Origin of the sequence: Neptunomonas sp. CHC150 (genome assembly GCF_030397555.1) — a bacterium.
GTDB lineage: Bacteria > Pseudomonadota > Gammaproteobacteria > Pseudomonadales > Balneatricaceae > Neptunomonas > Neptunomonas phycophila.
Genome location: NZ_JAPNXU010000009.1, coordinates 92,612 through 114,805, shown reverse-complemented (window position 1 = coordinate 114,805; position 22,194 = coordinate 92,612). Strand labels below are relative to the sequence as shown.

The following is a 22,194-nucleotide window of genomic DNA, read 5'->3' as shown; positions in this document are numbered from 1 at the left end:
ATGAAGGGATGGCTCAATATATTCTGGCTAGGTATTAAAGAATTGCGTAGCGTTTTTAGTGATGCAGTCATGGTGTTACTGATCATCTACTCATTTAGTTTGGCGATTTACGCGCAAGCCGTGTCCATTAGTGAATCAGTTAATAACGCCTCTATTGCCATCATCGATGAGGACCAGTCCACTCTCTCCCGTGCGATTGCTAACGCCCTTTACCCTCCGTATTTTAAACAGCCCGTGTTGATTACACCGGCCGAAGTAGACGATGCAATGGACCAAGACAAATACATGTTTGTTGTCTCGATACCACCACAATTTGAAAAAGATATACGTCAACACCGACAACCCGCTATACAAATTGATATTGACGCCACCGCTGTAACCCAAGCCAGTTTAGGTAACAGCTACATTCAAAACATCATTAATACCGAAATAAATTACTTCATAAACCGTTCCGACACGACCCCGACATCCGCCGTTAATTTGGTACAACGTAGAGCTTTTAATCCCAATGGCGTGGGGATGTGGTTTGGGGCTATTAACGCACTCATCAACCAAATATCCATGATCACTATCATCTTAACAGGCGCCGCACTACTGCGAGAAAGAGAGCATGGCACCATCGAACATTTACTGGTAATGCCGATTAATGCTTTCCAAATCGTCATCGCCAAGGTGTGGGCAAATGGGCTGATTATTCTTATCGCGTTTTCACTTTGCATGCTATTAATTGTAGAAAACTATCTTGACGTACCCATTGCGGGATCGCGTCTTCTATTGGTTGCCGGCACCAGCATTTACCTTTTTGCTGCTGCCGCTATTGGAATATTTTTAGCGACAATTGCCCGAACCATGTCGCAATTCGCGTTACTGTTAATGATGGTTATTATACCAATAATGATGCTGTCAGGTGGGATGTCTCCGATAGAAAGCCAACCTCAGATTATCCAACCTGCCACTTGGTTTTTGCCGTCACGTCATTACATGGCGTTCTCTCAGGCGGTCGTTTTCCGGGGCGCGGGGCTGTCTATAATCTGGCCACAGCTTTTAATCATGACAGGATTAGGCTCGACATTTTTTATCGCCAGCCTAGCGCTATTTCGACGCTCAATCTCAGCTAATCAATAACGATTAAGACGACTAAGCGTTACTGAAAAAACTCATTAGCTGCTTTGTTTACTGCGATATTTTTCCTGTATGCCTGACAAAAAGTTACGTAGTACTTGGTCCTGACATTCGCGGTAGTTTTGATGATCTGGGCGGCGGAAAAAAGCGCTCAACTCATGTTTGCTCAATTGATTATTGGCTTTATGCATAACATCCAAAATATCTTCAGCGGTCATATTGAGCGCAATTTTTAGCTTACGGAAAATAATATTATTATTTAAGCGATGCTCCGGCTCTGGTGCAGCGCCTTCTTTTTTACCGCGTTTAAGATTGATCAAACCATTTAAAAAGATAGCGAACTCTTTATCACTGCAACGCACGTACTTCTCATCATCTTCTTGTTTTAGCCAATCAGAAACCTGAGCCCGAGTCACTTGGTGATCAGCCAAGCGAAAAACCTCAATCATTTTGGAATCATTAAAATCAAAGGTGTAGCGAAGACGGCGTAAGATATCGTTATTGGTCACAAGCAAGCTCTATAAATAAGAAGTGAGCGAAATAAAATCGCATTTAGAGGTGCACAATACCAGATAACACAACTAACCTTGTAATCTAATCACCTAAGCACGCATAAATGCTCTACTTTCCCACAGGTTTACAGGATGTTTAACAAAAAAACTAAAGCCACCGACCCGTTTTGAACGTGTAGTTAACATAGTCTTGCTGGAACATCCGTAACAAATGCGACTCTTCACACAGCACTTGTCGGTGCAAAATATACAAGCCCACCAGTAAGCAAATTAAGGTAAAGACCGAAGGCAAAGCTAAGAAAAAGCCAACCTGCGCACACGCAACGGCTAGAAAAATAGGATTACGTGAATAACGAAAAAAGCCATGAGTGATGAGCTTTTTAGGCCCTGTATTATCAATACCAGAGCGCCAATGGTTCCCCATAGTGGTATGAATCACAATGACAGTAGAAAAACCAAGCGCCAGAAGAAGATCACCCAAAAGGATAATTTCTGGGTGATTTAAGAGGGTAAAACAGCCTAACACAGAATCCGTGGCAGGAAAAAAGTAGCGACACACGCAAACCAACCAGATAACCACCCGAAACACCCGAAAAGTCATATGGTTCCACCAAGACGCACAATACCGCTCGCCTGGGTGTACCAATTCCGCGTGAGCGCTTCGCTTACCTACGATGATTCTTATCGTATAAAATGCGGCTACAAGCGTATAAAAAAGCGCTAAATAGCCGCGTGTAAACGTCATCACTGCCGACGTATTTTCGGTAACTCCAATTGATTCAATCACTGTACTTTGTAGGCCTTTTCATGCAGCTTTTTATTTTGTTAACTCAATTATACCTTTGTACAACAAAACACCCCTCATAAAAAAGCCACGTAGAAGCTACGTCATGTATCAACCGGCTACCTGAACCATTAACAAACTAACTTAATGTGCTCAAATACGTGCTCCATCCCGAGGCGTTATCATAATAGGCACTGAGAGGTAGACGCGTTAATCCAGAGTCAAGTTCAGCAATAACAGAAGGAAAACCTGACACCTCAAGCTCTTTCATCAGGGTATGACTTGCTTCCAACTCACTATACAAATTCGACTCGGATAACTCCATCCGGTCATCCCACTCATTGCCATCAAGGCCAAGGGATAAAGCGATATTCTTCAACGACTCCTTCTCATCCAGTTTGGCCCCATGGACATAATGGGCCTCCTGAATGGACTTGAGCATTTGATACGCATTAACCCCCATCTCAATACCCACTAAAAAGGCGCGGGTTGTTAAGTAAGAGTCGAGTATTAGCTCTTCTTTACTCAATACTCTATCTTTGTAAGCCTGACCAAATTGTACTTTGGTTTGCTCAGCGATGCGCTCATCAGCCTGAAGAATATGTTGCCTAAAAGCAGGCTCAATAGGTAATCGCGGAATCATACCACCAGGATGGTAAACCACTTCAAACCCAGCGGTATTGACTAGCACTTTAATTAACGGCGAGGCTCCGTAGCACCATCCACACAATGGATCAAAAAAGTAATGCACCTTTACCATTGCATCTCACCTTTGTGCACTTTTGCTGCAATGTTCAGGTTAAGAAGGCCCGCTGCGTTTGGATATTTAGTGGTCATGATCTCTATCATTTCAGCGCTATTCTTGCTGGCCGCTTTAGCCTCTTGGAAATCATTTATATAGTTCAGTGTAAACTTGAAAGCTTCGCTCGTTAACTTAGTCTCCTGAGTCATGTGACCTGGGATAACAACGCTCGGGCTTAACGCTAGCATTTCGTTGAGTTGGTCTTTCCAAGCGTCCTGCATCTCTACGGACTGAGCATCGGCCATCCAAGGATGGATATTACCGAACACCGCTACATTACCTAGCACCGCTTTATTCTCAGGAATCCATAAATACGGACGATGTGCTAACACACCTTCAGTTTTGATGATCTCGACAATCTGACCATCAACCAATAAAGATGAATCGTCGTAAACAGCCGGAATAATCGGTTTTACCGGTGCATTAGCGCCCATTTTAGGCCCCCAGAATGCGAGCTTACCTTCCAGCTTTTTCTCGATGGCTTCTTTCACAGCTGCCGTCGTAATGATCTCTGCATCAGGAAAAATCCCATGCAGCACTTCTGCACCAAAGTAATAGTCGGGATCAGCCTGACTAATAAAAATGGTTTTTAATGTTTTCTTAGAATCAAGTACCTTTGCTGCAATTCTCAATGCGTCCGCTTTGGTAAAGCCTGTATCAACTAATAATGCTTCTTTTTCCCCGTATACCAGAGTGGCATTGACACCAAAACTTCCACTGTCAGCCGTGTAAACATCCAAAGTTAATCCATTCTTTTGATCCGCAATGGCAAACTGAGCAATAAACACACTTATCAAGACGACTAAAATTCTTTTCATAAAGTTCTCCACATGTAAAAGGTTTAACACATGATAAAGAGTTGAGATGCTCAGAAAAATACAAGAAAATGAACATTATTATTTCATAAATCGAGCAAATAAGATGGACAGAGTAACCGCCGCCAGAGTTTTTGTTGATGTAGCCTACTCGCTTAGCTTTACCGCTACCGCAAGCCGACTCGACATGTCGCGTGCTATGGTCACCCGGTATATTGAAGCGATGGAGGATTGGTTACAGATACGTTTATTTAATAGGACCACACGAAAAGTCTCTTTAAGCACAGCAGGACAGGCATGCTTGAAAGAAGTTGAAGCCTGGTTACAACAAGCAGAAAAAATAGCCTTACAAGCAACCGACAACGATGAGCTTGCGGGTACGATTCGGATTGCCACCAGCATGTCTTTTGGATTCTCACAATTAATGAAACCAATAGCCGCATTCATGTCACTACACCCCAAAGTGCAAATCGATATTGACCTGAATGACGGCGTGACCGGGTTGACGGAACAGAGCATTGATCTGGCTATACGCTTAGCTTCTAAGCCTGACCCTTCTCTTATTGGAAAGCCAATCAGCGTATGCGAGTCCGTTATTGTCGCTTCGCCTAGCTACATTAGCCAAAATGCAGCTATAAACCACCCAAGTGATTTAGCTCTCCATGCTTGTCTAGGATATAAAAACTTTGAACGGCATATCTGGCATTTATCGCAAAACGACCTGTTTGAATCAGTTCCTATTAAATGCCGACTGACCGCTAACGAAGCAACCACCCTGCTACATGCCGCACTAAACGGCACTGGAATATCATTACAGCCTACCTATTTAGCTAACGCTTACATCAATAGTGGGCAGTTAGTCCATATTTTACCCGAGTGGAAGCCAAACGATTTACAGGTCTACGTACTTTACTCTTCCAGAAAGCACCTCTCCCCCACAGTCAGAAGCTTAATTGATTATTTAGACACCTATTTTCAGCTACCCCAGTGGTGAAGGAGGTTAAATCTAGCAACAAAGTGTCGCACTTTATCTGGTTTATCGTATCCAACACATCAGTAATATGCATACGCATAAACCAAAACGGCAAAAGGCTTTACACATGGAAACCAACCAAACGATTCGATTAATCGCTCGCCCATCAGGCGGCCCTATTACCGAAGATCTATTTCAAATTGAAGAACAACCCCGCCCAGTTATTGAAGACGGTCAGTTTCTGGTACGCCAAACCAGCCTTTCACTCGACCCCGCTATGTTTGGATGGATGTCGTCCGATACCGATAGCTACATACCGCCCGTTCAGCTTGGCGATATTATGCGCAGCAATGGTGTCGGTGAGGTAATTGAGTCTCGCCATCCCGACTTTTCTGTAGGTGACAAAGTTCAGGGGATGTTCGGATGGCAAACACTCATCGCGACTGACGGTAAAGGCATTACCAAACTCGACCCGTCACTGTCCGATGAAATGGCGCTATCAGTCTTCTCATTGCCAGGCCTAACCGCTACCCAAGGCTTTTATCATGTATTAAAGCCAGAAACAGGCCAAACTCTTGTAGTCTCAGGGGCAGCTGGGTCTGTTGGTTCTATTGTTGGCCAACTCGGTAAAGCGGAAGGTCTACACGTTATTGGTGTAGCCGGCAGTGATGAAAAATGCGATTGGTTAGTCAACGAACTCGGCTTTGATGGCGCTATAAACTACAAAAAAGAACAGCTCGAAGAAAATTTGGCAACGCTTACACCCAATGGAATCGATCTATACTTCGAAAACACCGGAGGCGCTATCCAAACACCGGTTTTCAACCGAATGAATGCTCACGGGCGTATCGCAGTATGCGGCTTAATCGCAGACTACAGCCTTGAGACGCCGAGACCCGGCCCGAGTTGGTTAAACGTTATTAAAAAGCGCTTAACCATCCAAGGGTTCACCATGCCTGACCATTTACACAACGCACCGGCATTATTGGCTCAGCTGGTCCCTCATGTTAAAGCAGGTAAAATACAATACCGCGCTCACGTGCTCGAAGGCTTACCCTCTGCTATTTCTGGGCTCAACTTATTCATGACGGGTAGCAACAAAGGAAAGCTAATGGTGCGCCTTTAATACTACCCCCCTTAGTACGTACTCTTGGCTTAGCAGTTAGTCGTTACATAGCTAACAGCAGGTGATCCCCCTTGAGTTGTCGCGGGGTCATACAAAATATAACAGCCGCTGTTTAACACAGCGGTTTGGTTCACATACACACCAGAACGGCCACCGAGTTTTGCGGTGGTCAACCAAAAGCGCGTATCACCATAGGTTGTAGACCAAGTCCAACCGGTAGAAAAGTCACCACCCATTATTTTGGAAAGACCATTGTTTCGACTGGCACTTGGGTAACCGTATCTAATCTCAACATCATCGACGCCATCACCATCTAGATCAATTGTCGTTAAAGGCTCATTGCTAACGCCTTGAATGACGGCCTTAGCATGCACTAAATTGGCAGCTGATAGAATGGATCCTCCCATCGATTGTAAGACCGCTTTTTGAGCGTCTGTGCTAATATCAATAAAACGCGGTAGTGCAGTAGCCGCAAGCACCCCCAGCAAAACGATAACAACAACAAGCTCGATGATTGTAAAACCCGATTGCGGTTTTCTTAACAATGCATGTTGGACCATTTACGCTCGACACCTCTTCTAAATAACGTTTGATTCAAACGTTTACTTGATCTGACAACCACCTAAAATTACTGGAATAATCTTAGTTCAAGAATACGAAAAGTGTATAAAAATCAGAAAGATGTTGCGTAAAAAATACATAAAAAATTGGTTGGCCGCCGATTCACGGCCAACAATTAGGTAGATCGTTATTGCATTGAGCTAAGGCCAAACAAGTTACCTTCGGTATCCATACAAATACTCACAAAACCAAACTCACCGATGGACGTTTTCGGCTGGACAACTTTGCCGCCTGCCTCGCTGACCTTTGCCTGCTCAGACAAACAATCTTCGACACCAAAATATACAATCGTTCCGCCAGTTACGGGCCCAGCCCCTTCTCTTTTAACAAGCGCCCCGCCTGCTCCGTATGATTCCATGTCGGTAGGGAACGCCTTCATAAGCACTCGGCTATCCGTTAGGTCGGTTAAGTCTTCCAGCTCCTTGTCAAATACCGCTTCGTAAAAAGCCGCTGCTCTTTCCATATCGTTTACGTAAATATCAAACCATCCAATTGCGTTATGCTTCATGATCATTTCCTGTCTCTAGTGAAAGTAAGATCATGCTAATGGGCAGCGGTTTTTAGGTATTGTATAAATCAGACAACATATTTTCGGTAATATTCGGCAGGCGTATATCCGGTAATGTTACGAAATGAATGTATAAAATGGGATTGATCCGTATACGCTTCGAGGTAATGCTGTTTAAATGATTGTTGTAACCTGATCACCTTAAGAAAATCATGCGGGGCAAAGCCCGTAGCCTTCTTAAGACTGCGTTGTAATTGACGAGTCGACATATGAGTTACAGCAGCCATATCTGCCACCGTTTTAATGTCTGCTAAATTCGATAAAATCGCCTGGGTCACGGTATTAACGGCTACCAGCTTTCGCTCCATTAGCGTCAGCACTAAGTCAGATAATATAGACTGCTTACACTCAAAGCCCACTTTAGCGAGCGCTTCACTAGCGGCGACTAATGGCAAGCTTCCCTGATACGGCGTCCCAACAAAGCTATCTGAAGTCTCTTTTAAATCACCTTGCCAAGCTCCCGGAAAAAACTGAATACCTGCATAATGAAAGTCCTTACCCAAATTTAGCACTTCATAAGTCGTACGTAAGGCTGTAACTCCAGCAATTTCTGTATCTTTTTGATTAAAAAGGATGTTAACGCACGCATCCGGTATTGCATGTAACAGAAAATCATCCGCTAACGGCACCTCTGTTTTAAGTTCCCAATAGCTATGCACAACTTCAGCAAGCTCGCTTGGGGGCTCTTCCTGTCTATAGGACAACGAGCGAGCCTCTTTTTCGATACCATCTTGAATAGGATCGTACATACTACTCTTCCTTGAATCTGTTCATTTTCAAATCGTCGCCGTTGAAGCAAGTTAACCGCTTAAGCCGTGTGAATGTTAATTTTTAGTCTACAATTAACAACAAAATTAACATTTTTTTATTCTTTACCGTCGCTACACCGCTTTTGAGTTACTTAATAATGTTTAAACTAGCGAAATCTTTTCTGTACATGACCGTGTGCCTTCTCTGCTTTGTAGCCACTGCATCGCAAGCCAGAGAAGCCATTAGTATTACAGATACCACCATCGTGATAAAAGACAACGGAATATGGCATAGGGTAAACAATCCCCCCGCCCGTTACGATAACTGGACTCCTAGCTTGGTTAATACCGCGCAAGAAAAAGGCGCCATCATTGATAAATCCGGAACCTACATAACAAAGATATCGTTAAGGTCATCCCAAAAGCAGAATAAATATGTTGTGCTTAACTCTAACTATGTTGACCAGGGTTTTGCTTATTGGGAGCCTGTTGGCGGCTCACCTCAACTCATAGCCGAGTTTTCACAAACAAACGACAAAGACATGCCGCACTTAATGCACGCTCAATCCTTTCCTCTTGTACTCAAAGATCAAGAAGAAGGAAGCCTGTGGGTGCTTATTAGCGCGAGAAAATTCGCCACGCCTGTCAATCTAACGTTTTTCTCTCAACCGGCGTTTTACCAGTATCTGTTTGCGATTAACAGTATCACCCTGTCATGCATTGCCATTATGTTCACGCTAGCCTTCATCGCGCTTCTAATAGCAGTAAAAACGAAACAGGTCCTATCGTTTTGGTGTGCTGGATACCTTGGGTCCCATGCTCTTAGCTGGGTATTTACCTCTGGGTTGGCTAACGATTTATTTAGCTATGCCAGCGTTAACATGACTTATGGCGCACTATATATCTTCCCGATCATCAATGCGTTTGCGGCTTTCTTTACCACACGGCTTTTTGAATGCAAGATTCAAAACCCACGCTTACATCGCTTACTCATATTCATGGCCCTAGTTCTGGCAGTCGCCACCCTTATGCTGCCCTTTGTTCCGTTTGATATCGCCTACCAATTTGCTCATATTCTCGCGGCTATATGGTCCCCATTGAGCATTTATATAGGCATCATCATGTGGTCTAAAAAGGACTTTAGAGCCAAATACTATTTAACCGGCAATGTCGTTTATGGGCTCGCGGTAATCTATATTTTGGCGGCTCATACAGGTCATTTTGATGGTTTGTTATATCCCGAAATGGTTGTTTTAGTCGCTATCGTAATAGATTGTTTGTGCATTTTATTGTCTTTAGCTGAATGGCTTTTGATAAGGCAAAACACGTATAAAAAAGTGCTCTATGAAGCCCGTGTAGATGCACTAACAAAAGTCGGCAACCGTTTTGCATTAAGCGAAAAGCTCAACCTTTTAGGCGAGGACTATCTTGTTGTTTATATTGATTTAGACGGTATTAAATCCATTAACGACAACATGGGGCACGCTTCAGGTGACCAATTATTAAAAGAGGTTTCTTTATTAATGAAGCAACGCATTCGCCATTTAGGGGAAGTATTTAGGCATGGCGGCGATGAATTTGTCTGGGTCATCAACAAAACAAGTAGCTCAAACACCAACCTAAACACTGAACTAACAACCATTATTGGAGAGATTGAAAAATCAATTCAAGAGAGCTGGCCAACCGTTGGTATTAGTTACGGAATTGTCAACGGAAAAGAGGGACAAAACCACAACAGCGTTTTAGAGAAAGCTGACCGGCTTATGTACGAGCATAAAGTTGCCAAAAAATCGCCTATACAAACCCCAAGGGCATGAAAGGAACACATCTAACGGATCTAATAAACACCGTATAGCCGCTTACTAGATCCTAAAGAGCCATACAAATACGCTATTGCGCCACTGCAGCCGTAGAGAGTGCGCCTAATACACCCGATACTTTCTTAATCACTTCATCGCATCCTTCAATACTGTGACGCTGTACAAGGTAATTAGGATTGTTATAAGACAACCAAACCTTATTATTTGAGTCCTCAGTAATCATCACTTTTTGCGGCAAATCGATCGCTACATCTTGTGAGCATTGCATGAGTGGAGTACCCACTTTGGGGTTACCAAAGATAATCACTTCGGTTGGACGCAACTCCAAACCCACATTAGCAGCATTTTGCTGGTGGTTAATTCGAGTAAATACAGTTAACCCCTTGCTTTTAGCTATGTTTTCGAAACGATCGGCCGTTTCTTTTACTGAGTAAATGCTTTCATACTTCACCAAGCTGTCCTCAGCACTGGCCGATAATGAAAACACAGCTAAAGCAACACCCAACAATAATGACTTAACCATGAGACACCTCTTTTAGTTATAAATTGATGCACCGCCGCACCACACACATATAGAAATGGCATGTTGATCTACTTAGAACTAATACACATCCTTGTAGACAGGCATATACACCCTCATTGAGAGTGCATTATTGATCAAAAGTTTCTATGAACTCTCTAATACGTGCTGCATTCGCGCCTCTATCGCTGCGGCCAATACGCGAAACACTGCGGATATCAACACGGCTTGCACTACCTTCAGTTGTCACAGTCACGACGACATCATCAACAAACTGAAAAACAGGGGTACGAGCTGACGCCTCAAAGCGTAAAGCATTTTCATCTTGAGCGACTATCCTCCCACCCCATTTCATTTGCAACACGTAAAGACTCGCTAAAGGCTTGTTGGGCTGTCTTGCTCGTCTGAATAGGTGCAATATCGGCATAAGCTTTTTTCTGCATCTCAGCTACTTCGGCTCCACCATACACAAGGGAATTTTTAGCCCCCTTGCGGCTCTCGTCCAACACCAAAAACGCAGGCGGATTGTTCGTGTTTGTTGTTATATCGTGTATGAGCGGGAACGACTGAGCCGGTTTAACAGAGCTAATGATAACTGGAGCCAACAAAGCTAACCCTACTAGGCCTGCTAACGCGGCTTTGATCGCTCCACAACGGTTGCTGACTACCAGCTGATAACGCCCTTTTCAACCGCATGTTATTTTTCTAACTACCTAAAGGACACCAGCTACCCACTGTTAAAACACACCCAAATAAATGGCCGGTATAGCAAGGCCTATAAACAGAATACCTAGTCCATAACCATTTCCTTTAGCTAAACGAGCATTACCTTCATCCCCTTTTTTATACAAAACATCTGTATATCGGCCTACTGGAACTATGTGTGTGCTAAAAGATGTTTTTGATTCAACTTCGTAAGTAGTGCCATTTAATGAAAACTCAAAAATAGGCCTAAACATTGTTTGTTTTCGGTTATCACTTTTCGTTTGGTACTCATCATAGCGTAATATTTTGCCCTGAGTTTTTAGTACTGCCCGATTAAACCGATAGTAATCAAATATGATATAGCTCCCAATACCTCCGAAAACCACACCCGCTATTAATGGAACAGCATTCATACATAGCCCTATAAAAATATGGAAAATCGGCCTAACAACATACGTTTGATAGATCAATTAATCGCCAAACTGAAAATACAATATATTTGACCAATTACCTAAACCAAGACCATAAAAAGGTTCTAATGGGTCATATTGTGGTGGCTCTTGCTTGCGGCCCAACAATTTATCTAAGAAGCCTCTAGGTGGCTCATCAGGAATAATAGCCTTAGGTACAGCTAGTGCGCGTACATCCTGATTAATAGAGTTTATTTCTTCTATCAGTGCCCGATTTTTTGCTTCTAAAGGGCCTTCCTCCATATCAAATATTTCACCGCATTCAAGGATAAAATATTGTCTTTCATTTGAAGCGTTAGATAAAAAAGCTTTTGTCTCAGTTACAAGCGCTTCAGCCTGAGGAGGTAACCTGTCGAGATATTCATTTAAGGTAGCCAAGCCCGTTTTAAAATCACCGGCTATTGCAATTTTTTCGGGAGTGTCCCAGATAGATGACTTAACCGCTCTAGGGTTGCCCGCGAGTAACAGCTTAAAAGCTAAGGGGATATCGTAATTCCATTCCGAAATGCTATGCAAATCCTTTACTTCTTGCCACTCTGGTGACTCAGGAAGATGATTTGTTGTATATAAATAACTTCTATTTGCCATTTCCTCTCCTTGAATGCACGCCGTAATTGTTTAGATGCTGCCGTGCCTGCGGTTGTTAAATTTGCTCTTCAGCTCTGAGCGTCAGAACCTCGTAACCATCGGAGGTAACGGCGACCGTATGCTCCCACTGAGCAGATAATTTTTTATCGCTAGTGACGACGGTCCACCCATCTTTTTTCAACTTAACCTTGGCCTTGCCCTGATTAATCATGGGTTCTATTGTAAACACCATCCCTTCCTGCAGAACCAAACCCTTGCCGAGCTGGCCATAATGCAGAACCTGTGGCTCTTCATGCATTTCTCGCCCAATTCCGTGCCCACAATACTCGCGAACAACAGAATAGCCATGTTTCTGGGCGTGACTCTGAATGGCATAACCAATATCACCAAGGGTCGCTCCTGGCTTTACAACTCGGATCCCTTCCCACATGGCCTCATAGGTTTTATCAACCAAACGCTTAGCGACCGGAGTCACGTCACCGATCATGTACATTTTGCTCGAGTCAGCGATAAATCCGCCCTGCTCCAACGTTATATCAACATTGATAATATCACCGGATTTTAGCTTTTGATTGGTTGAAGGAACGCCATGGCACACAACGTAGTTTACAGAACTATTCAAAACATACTGATACCCATACTGACCTTTACTCGCTGGTCGAGCATGTAGCTGATCGATAATGAACCTCTCCGCCACATCATTGATATCCATCGTTGATACACCAATGTCGATACGGCCATCAAGGTAATCAAAAACCCTTGCAAGAAGCCGACCGGACTCCCGCATTAAATTCAATTCTTCAGCACTTTTCAGTTTTACGCTAGCCACCGACAACCTTCCTTAGGTCTACGTTGGCCAGCTTCATTTGGTCACGCATGATCTCAGAAAAAGACATGCTGGGATTCGCCTCGGCGAGCATGCCAATCTTTATCCAATACTCAGCCTGAGCATTGATAGAGCGAACCATAAGTGAACTCGCCTTACGAACCTCCTCATGTAGTTCGTCGTCAATCTTTACAATTCCCATAGCAACTCCTAGATATACGGTATGTATACGTTATATATACGGATCATATATCGCTGATGCTCGGCTGGCAATGGTCAGTCAGCAATGTAACGCCGCACTAAAGAACTGAAATAACGTAACTATTGAGGTTTCATGGTGCGCAGCGCCCGATGTTAAGTGCATTGCTAGCTTTATGCGTGGTATGCACAACCTTCAATAAGAACCTGCCCCTCCCGCTCTCTAAAACCATAGATCAGAAGGCCCGGCTCTTTTCTTTTTTCTAATTCTACTTTCCACAACACAATCACATGATCAGGATTTCTATGTATGGCGACTAAATCAGATATTTTATGTGCTCCATGCAAGTCAAAGTTTTCTTCAATCTGCCTGTTGAATTCACCTTCTGGAAAGTCTTCAGAGGGATTCTCATCGAAGAAAAAGCGAATGAATTCATTGTAATTTTTTTCATTCCATGCGTTCTCGGTATGCTCAGCTAACGGCATTACAATATAGAGTATCTCCTTGTCACTAAGATCCTTGGCTTCCATCCTATCCTCCATAATCGTTTACGCTGCGATAAGTAGTAAGCAACGCTACCACTGAACAAAATCATACCACCGTAAAAACGAAACCCAACGATGGAATGAAAAATACCATACGTTGGGAATCTGTCTTATTAAACGCTTTGTTAAGCGCTACGCGCTGACTTGATTATTTGAGACCAACTTCGTGCAGGCATCTCGTGTAAAAATTGCGTCTAAAATTGGGTGCCTTGCGATTAAAATGAGTCGTATCTTCACTAAATTTTGCCATGAGCTTATCCGTAACACACTGACATACGTTGTCTTTTTGCTCAAAAGAATAGCGCATCAGACCTTTTCTGTTGAGACATTGCTGGTATTCCCACTCTTCCATGCCATTAACATCAAAACATGCGTCTAAGGCATTCTTTGATGCTTCCTGTATGTGTGCTTTTGGGTTTTCTAACAGATAATCAGCTGCTTTTGTTGCATAGCATGTGCAATCATGAAGCGCCTTAATATCATCACGTGTATCACAATATATGAACTGATATTCATATGAGCGCGGATCGCTTGCGTCCTCAGCATAAGTTGTCACGGGGCATGTGAAAACAACAATAGCGAGTATCGTTAGGGGTATTAGTTTGGATAAAATCATTCTTATCTCCTTATTTTATACTGAGCGGCAATGTTCTTATGCCCGCCGGCTCAGCACGTAAAATGCCAGTTCTTTCAACACCTCAGATTCCTGCATTCATTCTCGACCGCATAACGCCCCGCACAGGGGCAGACAAATAAGCGCTGCGTTTTAGCTGTCCCTACGACCAAAGGGAGCGATTTTTGAGGCTTGTTATGTGTTTTATTATGCACTCATAGTTTTAACCACACTTTTATACAAGACCAATAAAACAAGCAACACTAGAAACCAAGCTAAAGTAAGCACTATGGCAACAAAAAGCACTGAAAGCATGCCGCCTTCTAGCTCCATGTTTAGAAGATAGGCACTTAAAAGAGATAAAAGAACAGAAATAGAAGTTAGGATTTTTGGCTTAACGCTAAATCGGGAAGGGAGCAGTTTTGCAGCAACAAGACAAACAAGCAGACACGGTAACGATGCAATAGAAATTAAGATTACGTATATTGAAATGATTAATATTACATCCATGTCTGCGGGACTTTTTTAAAACATAACGCCTTGCTATGGCGTCGGAGTGCAGTTAGAATTTTTTGTGGTAGCTGCCACAAAAAAAGCCGACGCAACGGAGGTCGCTCATGAGCTATTTGTTAGGCCCCGCTTCTACTTCCAGCAGGAATATTCAAATATGTCATCCTCCGTATGCACTGATATATAACAGTTTATACCTCCAAACCTCCATGAAAAATCCGTTTGCCCGAACTCTTCCTCCAACGTTAAAGAAGGGAAGCTACCTATAACTCTTTTAAGTTTCTCCTGGTTGATTCCAGTTCCCAATTTGGAGAATTGGAGCGTTACTTGTGAAGAACCTCCAGTGTATGATGTTTTAGAGTCAAAGTGCTGGACCGCTACGCCTAGAACTTGTTTCGGAATCGAGGCTTCATTCGACAAGAGATTAACTACCTTATACCCACCAATCGAATCGTACTTCAAGGTGTCTATTATTTCATCGAAAGTAGCAGCCATTGCTTCTCCCCACAATATTTGGCTTAGTAACAGAACCACAAACATTTTTTTATTTCGTTTCATGCGTTGAAACCTTTTTGGGCCTAACGGCCTGCTTAGGGACGAAAATACCTGAGCTAAAATTTAGCAGCGAAGCGACGCAGCCCATGTGTTTGCGTCCCCACGAGCGGCTATAGTAGATTGTTAGATGCCTAAGTCCAAATAGTACCTGAACGATGATTTGATAAAACCACTGCGCTCGTAATATGCCTGAGTTGCTTCGCGAGTCAAAGATGTAGTTACTTCCAACTGCGCGCAAGAAAGACTTTTAGCTTTTTCTAGTGCATGGTCAATTAGCCTTTTTCCGACTCCATTGCCTCTAGCGTATTCATCTACAACGAGCGAAGTTATACGACAATTCTGCTTTTGAAGAGGAAAATAGAAAAAGTAAATAAGTGACATAAAGCCAATTAGCATTGAGAAGAAGACAAATGGTTTTTGCAGGTTCTTAAACTACAATCCTAATACAATAGCTTCGATTAATCCCACACCGCGTCCCTAGGTATATAACGCTCGCGCAATAGGCGCGCGTTAGCGCGTCCAAGCGAAGCGATTGAATTGACTTGTCAGGTATTTAATTCCCCAAGAATCCAATGCTTTTTTCTTCACCAGACATAAGCACACTATAGAATTCGGTTTTGCCGCAATAGTTACATACTACGGCATGGTACTTATTTCTTTCCCAGCCTAGAAAACTTTCAAAAAAACCACCTGAAACACGCATTTCTCTTTCGTGATAATGTTTCTTCCCGCAACGTACGCAGCTCCAATTGTTTCTTGGATCCCTACGGTCAAGCTCATCTTGCGCTCTCTTCTGAAGCTCATCGAGTCCATTAGCCCGACGTTTATTCCTAATTCTTTGCAATTCTTGTAGAGGAAGTGATTCTAACTGTTCATCAGTAAGCTTTTTTAAATCCCAATCTCGATCATTTTTATTAAACATACTGATACCTAAAGCCCGCGTAATAGGCGCGAGCTAGCGAGCGTTCTAATTGACGCGTTTGTTATACACAAGTCACCTCGATAGAGATAATCAAGCATCTACTTTTCGAGCAATCCATTGAGTATGCTCACGAGAAAATGCATTTTCAGTATTAATAACAAAGTCCGAAAAATCGATTTCAGTAACGGATTGCCATTCGGATTTAATGATCCCAATTTCGTGAGCGGCTAGGGAATATGAAGAACTTAATTCATTATGCTTCTTTGCCTGAATCCAGGTTAATACTGCACTAGCAGCGGTCGCTATAACTTCCACTGGAAGTGATTGTGATGGGTCGTAAACCCTATATATCAACACGATAATGGCTGCGCCATGTAACAACACCGAAAACCGAAACCAACTAGACGCTCTTTTCCTGTTAAAAATGGCCTTCTTTGCGTACCAGTCGGCCTGATCATCAATCCTCTGATTCTTGTAAATTGTCTTTCGATCATCAAACGATTGGGAACGAATTGATCGCATCAAATCAGTTATAGGTTCCTTTGCTCCTTCAGAGAAGCTCAGAACAGCAGAAAGACTTTGGTTCTGCTTTAGCACACTCTTTAAATCGGCAATAAAGTCTGCTTCTGCGCTATTATCTTTATGGAAAGGTTCTGCCTTCATCATCCATTTCCAAGATAATGTTTTCACCGATTCAGCCACAGCCCTTCCGTTATACCAAATATCATCAGGCTTATTTGTCTTGAGATAGATAAGAATTCCGAGAGTAACAAGAAAAAGTAATGCTGATACCAAAGCACCATAAGTATTAACAGGGACAAAAAAAGATACAGCCGCAGCTATTACCAAAAGCCCCAAATAAAAGCTTAAACAGAGATAATATGTATTCTGGGAATCAAATGATGCCTTATCTGCCGATTGATACAATCCGGGGAAGGAGTCCTCTTGCATTTGCATTCTCGCCCTTTCAAATTTGTTATCTGTTTGTGGAAGCATCTTCAATCGCTTTCATCATTAATTCCTGTTTCCACTGCACGATAGTGCTAGCGTTATCTTTAATATGACTGGGAATATTTGCTGGTGGCTTATCGCCCTTATAAACGGCAATAACGCCTTTTCCCATTTTTTTACTTTGCTCAATTTCCCATTTAACCCAGTCGCTTTTCATGCTATTGGGCGATAGATAAACCATGGTCACGGAAGCTTTTTCAATTTTACCCCTGATCTGGCGCTTAATATATTCATCCTGATCGCTGTTGTATGCTTTTTTAACTGAGTGGTCTGAAAACTCAAGATCAACGCCATCGTTTTTAGCTTGACCTCGCAGCAGATTAACTTCATCCATATCATCGCTAGAAAAGCTAATGAACACGCTTCTCTTGGATTCGCCTGCATTACGCAAATGCTCCTTAGCTTTCTTTTCCAGTTCCTTTTTATCAACTGGAGAAAAGCTATAGCCGCCGCCTCCCCCCATACTAACCTCCTTTAATCTCGAATTCTTTGCAGGATATACAAACGCCACATGGTTCATCGCCGCCCACATGGCATGAATATGATGAAATGCCTTTTTCATTGGCCATATCAATAACATCTTTCTTATAAAAATCACGCAATGGAGCCACGATTTCGATTGTTTGGCCCATAGCCTTTGAAATGGTGTGCTCGGCAGAAATAAGAAAATCGTCAGTCTGATCAGGGAATATTGCCGTGTCTTCCCTCAAAAGTCCTATGGATACGCTCCTGCAATCGTTTTGTACTGCAAAAGAACTGGCTATTAGCAAAAGCAACAAATTCCGTCCGGGCAAAAATGCTTCATCAACGATGTGCTTGGTTTTATCGGTCAGCCCAGATGTGATTACAGAGCCAAAACCGGAGATGTCGATTTCCGTACATTCAGGAAGCCCAAATTTCCTAATATGGCTCCGAACAGCCAAAACTTCCTTATCAATATTTATTTGTCCGTAGTTGATGAATACTGGCTTTTGCTCCACGCCAGCCTCCAACGCTAAAACAGACATTAAGCAGGAGTCCATTCCTCCAGAAAGCAAAGTCACTACGCTCATGTATATGCTTCCTTCCCCAGTGCTCTCATTACAAACCACATTGACTGATCAACAACTGAAACCGCATGATTGAACTTCGACACCTTGTCTATAAATCTCCGCTCTATCTCTTCATACTTGTCGATTTTGCTTACTTGTTTTGGGCAAATATCTACGTCATCAATCAATTTTAGGTAATTCAAAATATGCCTATCTAAAATAGCGACATTATCTGTGAACCCAATATTCTTAACATAGTGGCTAGATTGCTTCGGGCCAATACCAGGGCACAAGTAAATCAATTCTCTTCGCAAATCCGATGGAGCATTCATTGCCCCTACCATATCTTTTAAAGAGCCATATTTTTGCTCAATATTGCAAAACGATTCCGCAATATGCTTTGCAGCGCGTTTCGGATATCTGTACCTGCTGTATGTCTTGCCATTGATCGATGAATAGGCTGGAGAATTCAAAATACCCTCAATTGAATACGCACGTTCATTAGAGTTCATCCGTTTCTTTAGCCTTCTCGGTACCAGGGCCGATTGGACAGCGCTTGCATATGCCAAACTTAATTCGTAGCGAACGCCACTACCTAGAATACATATGAGCAATTCAAAGGTTAAATCCTCTTCGGACATGCAAGTATAATCTTTACGCTCAACTACACGCTCAATGTCTTTGCAAAGTTCTGCAATCGCACTTTCAATTTGCCAGGGCTTCATGCGCTTCTTCTCGCTTATTTATTATTCTCGAAAATAATGTTTGGTTTTTATTCAGAAAAGACTCAGGGAAATAGCTCTCTAATATAGCCATCTGCCCATCGTTCTCAATTTTTTGTTTAAGCATCTCCATCCACAAGCGGTAAAATTCGAGATTGTGCGCATAACAGCGGGCCAAAAAGCTTAAATTCTTATCGCTACCATACTCGCTTTGATGCTCATATAAATCGAGCTGCAATGGGTGATGCAACTTTCCAGAATCAAAATCCACAACAGTTTGACACCAATCCAAGCCATCGAATGAGTCCGCTCCGGCGAAAGCGTACAGCATCATTGATAATGGATTTCCTGTGCCTAAAATATGCAGGACTTGATATTTTCCTGTGCTATTCAACGCGGCCCTAATTTTTGAAATATTCTCGGCGATTTCGCATACTCCAAACCCAAGCTCACGCTCTGGAATAGCAATTAGCTCTGGGCCGCAAACGGTCGCAACTTGTTTGCATATCGCGGGGTAATCGTGGGTGTCTTTACAATGAACTATGGGAGAAATCACGTCGGAACCGATTTGGCCTATTGTTCGCTTCATCGTCGATTCAATATTTTTGACATTCGCCGTTTCGGCGGTCAGACAATAATCATCAAATCCAAATGCATGTGAAACGTTATTTCTTCGCAATGTTTTGATATACCGCTTAAAACACCAGCGTTTAGAGTGTGACCAAGCTACTTCATAAATTCCTGAGTCCCACAACACCACCTGACACTGCTCTTGAGCTTTGTTTAGCGCAGCAATCAGTCTTTGGTTGTTTTGATATTTATAAACATCGAAACATGAAACCAAAAACTGAGGGTAATCTAGGGAAGTAAGTAGTTCGATATGATCAATTACCGACCAGACGTTTTTGGAAACACTTGATACCGAGGGATAAAATACAGGCGTGGGAATCCCGCCAATTGTTGAAACGTCTAGGACCATGCTAACTCCTTTGTATTTTTTCCACTCAACTCTGTGATTATTCTTACTGTATAACGCCAAGCTCACCGGAACATTTTACGTAGAGCGTTTTTGTGGGGCAATGAAGCGAAGCGGAATGCACAAAAACGAGCGTAGTAAAATTTTTCCGCGTGCAGCTTTTTGTTATGCATTTACCCGCCCATGCTCTGCATTACTTTTTTGTTTAACTCTTGGAAAGAACGAACTAAATCATCACATACTTTCTTTGAGGCTCCGCAACGCACCGACATATCAATGTAAATAGCGCCGTTAAGCTCTATCACATCCCTTTTCACATAGGCGGGATGAGCTGGATGATTGGAAGGCGTAAAGCTAAACATTACTCCCTCATTTGAACTAGCAATAGTCCAACCATCCTGATCGTAAACACTGAATGATTTGTCTTGTTTCAGGCGAGCTAATGTTTCCTCTACGGTTTCGCCTTCTTTATTAAAGCCAAAATATCCCAAGTCCTCACCAAATGAACTTGAGCAGAAAAAACACAAAACAAAAAATAAACATACGCACTTCATGAAAATTACTCTTCTATTGCATAACAGTTTTATTCATGCGCATGCGCGTTTACACCCCTGACTGTAAAGTCAGAAATGATATTTAATATATTGTTAAATAATAATTTAATTGAATTTTTCAAAAGACACAGCTCCCTGTAAACGCGCATGCGCATTATCATTCTTGACCTTGCGCGTTATCATCCTTGTGGATAAATATATCTAATTGATTATGTATGCTTTCTCTCTTTTGTCCAGTATCAATTGGAAAAAAGGCTGGACAGATAAGCACGCACATGTATGTTCGTGTTTTAGGTCAGCATTTTGCAGGTACAGCTAGCCCTCTAGATGCATTATTTTAGCCACAAAAAAGGGAGCTAATCAGCTCCCTCTCAATTCATCTTTATTACCTTACAAGTAACCTACCCTTTCAACACTGGCGTGTCACACGTCACATCGGCATTTTGTGCACGGTGGCGTAGGTAATGATCCATTAGCACGATGGCCATCATGGCTTCGGCGATGGGTGTGGCGCGAATACCAACGCATGGGTCGTGGCGGCCTTTGGTAATGACTTCGATTTGCTCACCCTTGGTGTTAATACTACGGCCGGGGATGCGCAGGCTTGATGTTGGTTTTAACGCTATGCTAGCGGTGATGGCTTGGCCAGTTGAGATGCCACCCAAGATGCCGCCTGCGTGGTTTGAGCAAAAACCTTCTGGGGTCATTTCATCACGGTGCTCGGTGCCTTTTTGCTCTACTACGGCAAAGCCGTCGCCTATTTCTACGCCTTTTACGGCGTTAATGCTCATAAGGGCGTGAGCGAGTTCGGCATCTAAGCGGTCGAAAATTGGTTCGCCTAACCCCACGGGTACGCCTTCGGCACAGACGGAGATTTTAGCGCCTATGGAGTCGCCTTCTTTGCGTAGCGCGTCCATGTAGGTTTCCATCTCGGCGACGATATCGGCGTCAGGCGAGAAGAACGGGTTTTCGTTAACCTGTGCCCAGTCAAATTTGTTCATATCGACTTTAAGCGGGCCAAGTTGTGATAAATACCCACGGATAGTGACGCCTTTGCTGGCTAAATATTTTTTAGCAATGCCTCCAGCGGCTACACGCATGGCTGTTTCGCGTGCGGATGAGCGGCCACCCCCTCGATAGTCACGGAAGCCGTATTTGTGTGTGTAGACATAATCGGCATGCGCAGGGCGGAAAGTTTCGGCGATATTGGTGTAATCTTTTGAGCGTTGGTCGGTGTTTTCTATCAATAAACCAATCGATGTACCGGTGGTTTTACCTTCGAAGACGCCAGATAAAATTTTGACGACGTCGGCTTCACGGCGTTGTGTTGTATGGCGTGAGGTGCCGGGTTTGCGTCGATCAAGATCGCGTTGTAGATCGGCTTCGCTGATTTCGATACCCGGAGGGCATCCATCTATGATGCAGCCTAAAGCGGGGCCATGGCTTTCGCCAAAGGTGGTGATGGTGAAAAGCTTACCGTAACTGTTACCCGACATCGTTTACCTTCTCTTTCGTTATTCGCGTGCTATACCGGTGCGTGATTATACTGTGATTG

At 43.1% G+C, this 22,194-nt stretch carries 30 protein-coding genes; 4 read left to right on the top strand and 26 right to left on the bottom strand.

Annotated features, from left to right (window positions below):
* Complete coding sequence (locus OW491_RS11370; protein WP_075171984.1) at positions 1 to 1,125, top strand: ABC transporter permease; 1,125 nt, start codon at positions 1 to 3, stop codon at positions 1,123 to 1,125.
* Between the two features lie 35 nt (positions 1,126 to 1,160).
* Here OW491_RS11370 and OW491_RS11365 read toward each other — a convergent pair whose 3' ends face one another.
* The 4 genes from OW491_RS11365 to OW491_RS11350 form a co-directional block, all read right to left on the bottom strand.
* Positions 1,161 to 1,631: a DUF1456 family protein gene (locus tag OW491_RS11365; protein ID WP_075171983.1), complete on the bottom strand. Its 471-nt coding sequence runs from the start codon at positions 1,629 to 1,631 to the stop codon at positions 1,161 to 1,163.
* A 151-nt stretch (positions 1,632 to 1,782) separates the two neighbouring features.
* Entirely contained in the window at positions 1,783 to 2,421 is a 639-nt protein-coding gene (locus OW491_RS11360; RefSeq protein WP_290036068.1) for a methyltransferase, read from the bottom strand.
* A gap of 136 nt (positions 2,422 to 2,557) precedes the next feature.
* On the bottom strand, positions 2,558 to 3,178 hold the full coding sequence (locus OW491_RS11355) for a DsbA family protein (RefSeq protein WP_277253543.1): 621 nt from the start codon (positions 3,176 to 3,178) through the stop codon (positions 2,558 to 2,560).
* A complete protein-coding gene (locus tag OW491_RS11350; RefSeq protein ID WP_290036066.1) occupies positions 3,172 to 4,038 on the bottom strand; it encodes an MBL fold metallo-hydrolase in 867 nt (288 codons plus the stop codon). The genes OW491_RS11355 and OW491_RS11350 overlap by 7 nt, the downstream gene beginning before the upstream one ends.
* 103 nt (positions 4,039 to 4,141) lie before the next feature.
* On the opposite strand from OW491_RS11350, the gene OW491_RS11345 reads away from it, so the two are divergent.
* Both OW491_RS11345 and OW491_RS11340 read left to right on the top strand, forming a co-directional pair.
* Positions 4,142 to 5,029, top strand: a complete 888-nt coding sequence (locus OW491_RS11345) for a LysR family transcriptional regulator (protein WP_075173460.1) — start codon at positions 4,142 to 4,144, stop codon at positions 5,027 to 5,029.
* Between the two features lie 106 nt (positions 5,030 to 5,135).
* Positions 5,136 to 6,134 carry an NADP-dependent oxidoreductase gene (locus OW491_RS11340; RefSeq protein WP_290036063.1) on the top strand — a complete coding sequence of 333 codons (999 nt, stop codon included), beginning with the start codon at positions 5,136 to 5,138 and terminating at the stop codon, positions 6,132 to 6,134.
* Between the two features lie 29 nt (positions 6,135 to 6,163).
* Here the strand turns inward: OW491_RS11340 and OW491_RS11335 are convergent, their stop codons facing one another.
* From OW491_RS11335 to OW491_RS11325, 3 genes are all read right to left on the bottom strand, one after another.
* A complete protein-coding gene (locus OW491_RS11335; RefSeq protein ID WP_075171979.1) occupies positions 6,164 to 6,694 on the bottom strand; it encodes a prepilin-type N-terminal cleavage/methylation domain-containing protein in 531 nt (176 codons plus the stop codon).
* Positions 6,695 to 6,882: 188 nt separating this feature from the next.
* Entirely contained in the window at positions 6,883 to 7,263 is a 381-nt protein-coding gene (locus tag OW491_RS11330) for a VOC family protein (protein WP_290036060.1), read from the bottom strand.
* A gap of 68 nt (positions 7,264 to 7,331) precedes the next feature.
* Entirely contained in the window at positions 7,332 to 8,072 is a 741-nt protein-coding gene (locus OW491_RS11325; RefSeq protein WP_075171977.1) for an AraC family transcriptional regulator, read from the bottom strand.
* A gap of 158 nt (positions 8,073 to 8,230) precedes the next feature.
* Here OW491_RS11325 and OW491_RS11320 point away from each other — a divergent pair, with 158 nt between their 5' ends.
* On the top strand, positions 8,231 to 9,889 hold the full coding sequence (locus tag OW491_RS11320) for a diguanylate cyclase (RefSeq protein WP_290036059.1): 1,659 nt from the start codon (positions 8,231 to 8,233) through the stop codon (positions 9,887 to 9,889).
* A 73-nt stretch (positions 9,890 to 9,962) separates the two neighbouring features.
* Here the strand turns inward: OW491_RS11320 and OW491_RS11315 are convergent, their stop codons facing one another.
* From OW491_RS11315 to aroC, 19 genes are all read right to left on the bottom strand, one after another.
* Complete coding sequence (locus OW491_RS11315) at positions 9,963 to 10,415, bottom strand: DUF302 domain-containing protein (RefSeq protein WP_075171975.1); 453 nt, start codon at positions 10,413 to 10,415, stop codon at positions 9,963 to 9,965.
* 127 nt (positions 10,416 to 10,542) lie between these two features.
* Entirely contained in the window at positions 10,543 to 10,767 is a 225-nt protein-coding gene (locus OW491_RS11310; RefSeq protein ID WP_290036057.1) for a DUF1499 domain-containing protein, read from the bottom strand.
* Complete coding sequence (locus tag OW491_RS11305) at positions 10,733 to 11,020, bottom strand: hypothetical protein (RefSeq protein ID WP_290036055.1); 288 nt, start codon at positions 11,018 to 11,020, stop codon at positions 10,733 to 10,735. The genes OW491_RS11310 and OW491_RS11305 overlap by 35 nt, the downstream gene beginning before the upstream one ends.
* Before the next feature lie 129 nt (positions 11,021 to 11,149).
* A complete protein-coding gene (locus tag OW491_RS11300; protein ID WP_290036054.1) occupies positions 11,150 to 11,530 on the bottom strand; it encodes a DUF3592 domain-containing protein in 381 nt (126 codons plus the stop codon).
* Positions 11,531 to 11,587: 57 nt separating this feature from the next.
* Positions 11,588 to 12,175, bottom strand: a complete 588-nt coding sequence (locus tag OW491_RS11295; protein WP_290036048.1) for a hypothetical protein — start codon at positions 12,173 to 12,175, stop codon at positions 11,588 to 11,590.
* 55 nt (positions 12,176 to 12,230) lie between these two features.
* Positions 12,231 to 13,004, bottom strand: coding sequence for a type I methionyl aminopeptidase (gene map / locus OW491_RS11290; protein ID WP_290036047.1), 774 nt, complete (start codon positions 13,002 to 13,004; stop codon positions 12,231 to 12,233).
* On the bottom strand, positions 12,997 to 13,203 hold the full coding sequence (locus tag OW491_RS11285) for a ParD-like family protein (RefSeq protein WP_075171970.1): 207 nt from the start codon (positions 13,201 to 13,203) through the stop codon (positions 12,997 to 12,999). Before OW491_RS11285 ends, map begins: the two co-directional genes overlap by 8 nt.
* Before the next feature lie 170 nt (positions 13,204 to 13,373).
* Positions 13,374 to 13,730, bottom strand: coding sequence for a hypothetical protein (locus tag OW491_RS11280; protein ID WP_290036046.1), 357 nt, complete (start codon positions 13,728 to 13,730; stop codon positions 13,374 to 13,376).
* Between the two features lie 163 nt (positions 13,731 to 13,893).
* Positions 13,894 to 14,361, bottom strand: a complete 468-nt coding sequence (locus OW491_RS11275; protein ID WP_290036045.1) for a hypothetical protein — start codon at positions 14,359 to 14,361, stop codon at positions 13,894 to 13,896.
* Between the two features lie 639 nt (positions 14,362 to 15,000).
* Complete coding sequence (locus OW491_RS11270) at positions 15,001 to 15,426, bottom strand: hypothetical protein (RefSeq protein WP_290036044.1); 426 nt, start codon at positions 15,424 to 15,426, stop codon at positions 15,001 to 15,003.
* Between the two features lie 120 nt (positions 15,427 to 15,546).
* Positions 15,547 to 15,804: a GNAT family N-acetyltransferase gene (locus tag OW491_RS18265; RefSeq protein ID WP_212667409.1), complete on the bottom strand. Its 258-nt coding sequence runs from the start codon at positions 15,802 to 15,804 to the stop codon at positions 15,547 to 15,549.
* Positions 15,805 to 15,976: 172 nt separating this feature from the next.
* Complete coding sequence (locus OW491_RS11265) at positions 15,977 to 16,345, bottom strand: zinc ribbon domain-containing protein (RefSeq protein ID WP_290036042.1); 369 nt, start codon at positions 16,343 to 16,345, stop codon at positions 15,977 to 15,979.
* Between the two features lie 90 nt (positions 16,346 to 16,435).
* A complete protein-coding gene (locus OW491_RS11260; protein ID WP_290036040.1) occupies positions 16,436 to 17,302 on the bottom strand; it encodes a DUF4231 domain-containing protein in 867 nt (288 codons plus the stop codon).
* A gap of 19 nt (positions 17,303 to 17,321) precedes the next feature.
* Positions 17,322 to 17,918: a TIR domain-containing protein gene (locus OW491_RS11255; protein ID WP_290036039.1), complete on the bottom strand. Its 597-nt coding sequence runs from the start codon at positions 17,916 to 17,918 to the stop codon at positions 17,322 to 17,324.
* Positions 17,821 to 18,408 (bottom strand): 7-cyano-7-deazaguanine synthase, encoded by a 588-nt coding sequence (locus tag OW491_RS11250; protein WP_290036038.1) that lies wholly within the window; start codon positions 18,406 to 18,408, stop codon positions 17,821 to 17,823. Before OW491_RS11250 ends, OW491_RS11255 begins: the two co-directional genes overlap by 98 nt.
* Positions 18,405 to 19,112 carry a hypothetical protein gene (locus OW491_RS11245; RefSeq protein ID WP_290036036.1) on the bottom strand — a complete coding sequence of 236 codons (708 nt, stop codon included), beginning with the start codon at positions 19,110 to 19,112 and terminating at the stop codon, positions 18,405 to 18,407. Before OW491_RS11245 ends, OW491_RS11250 begins: the two co-directional genes overlap by 4 nt.
* Positions 19,093 to 20,088 carry a hypothetical protein gene (locus OW491_RS11240; RefSeq protein ID WP_290036035.1) on the bottom strand — a complete coding sequence of 332 codons (996 nt, stop codon included), beginning with the start codon at positions 20,086 to 20,088 and terminating at the stop codon, positions 19,093 to 19,095. The genes OW491_RS11245 and OW491_RS11240 overlap by 20 nt, the downstream gene beginning before the upstream one ends.
* Before the next feature lie 170 nt (positions 20,089 to 20,258).
* The gene (locus OW491_RS11235) at positions 20,259 to 20,639 is read right to left on the bottom strand and encodes a hypothetical protein (protein WP_290036033.1); all 381 of its coding nucleotides are present in this window, start codon (positions 20,637 to 20,639) and stop codon (positions 20,259 to 20,261) included.
* A gap of 401 nt (positions 20,640 to 21,040) precedes the next feature.
* Positions 21,041 to 22,135, bottom strand: coding sequence for a chorismate synthase (gene aroC / locus OW491_RS11230; RefSeq protein ID WP_290036031.1), 1,095 nt, complete (start codon positions 22,133 to 22,135; stop codon positions 21,041 to 21,043).
* Between the last annotated feature and the right edge of the window lie 59 nt (positions 22,136 to 22,194).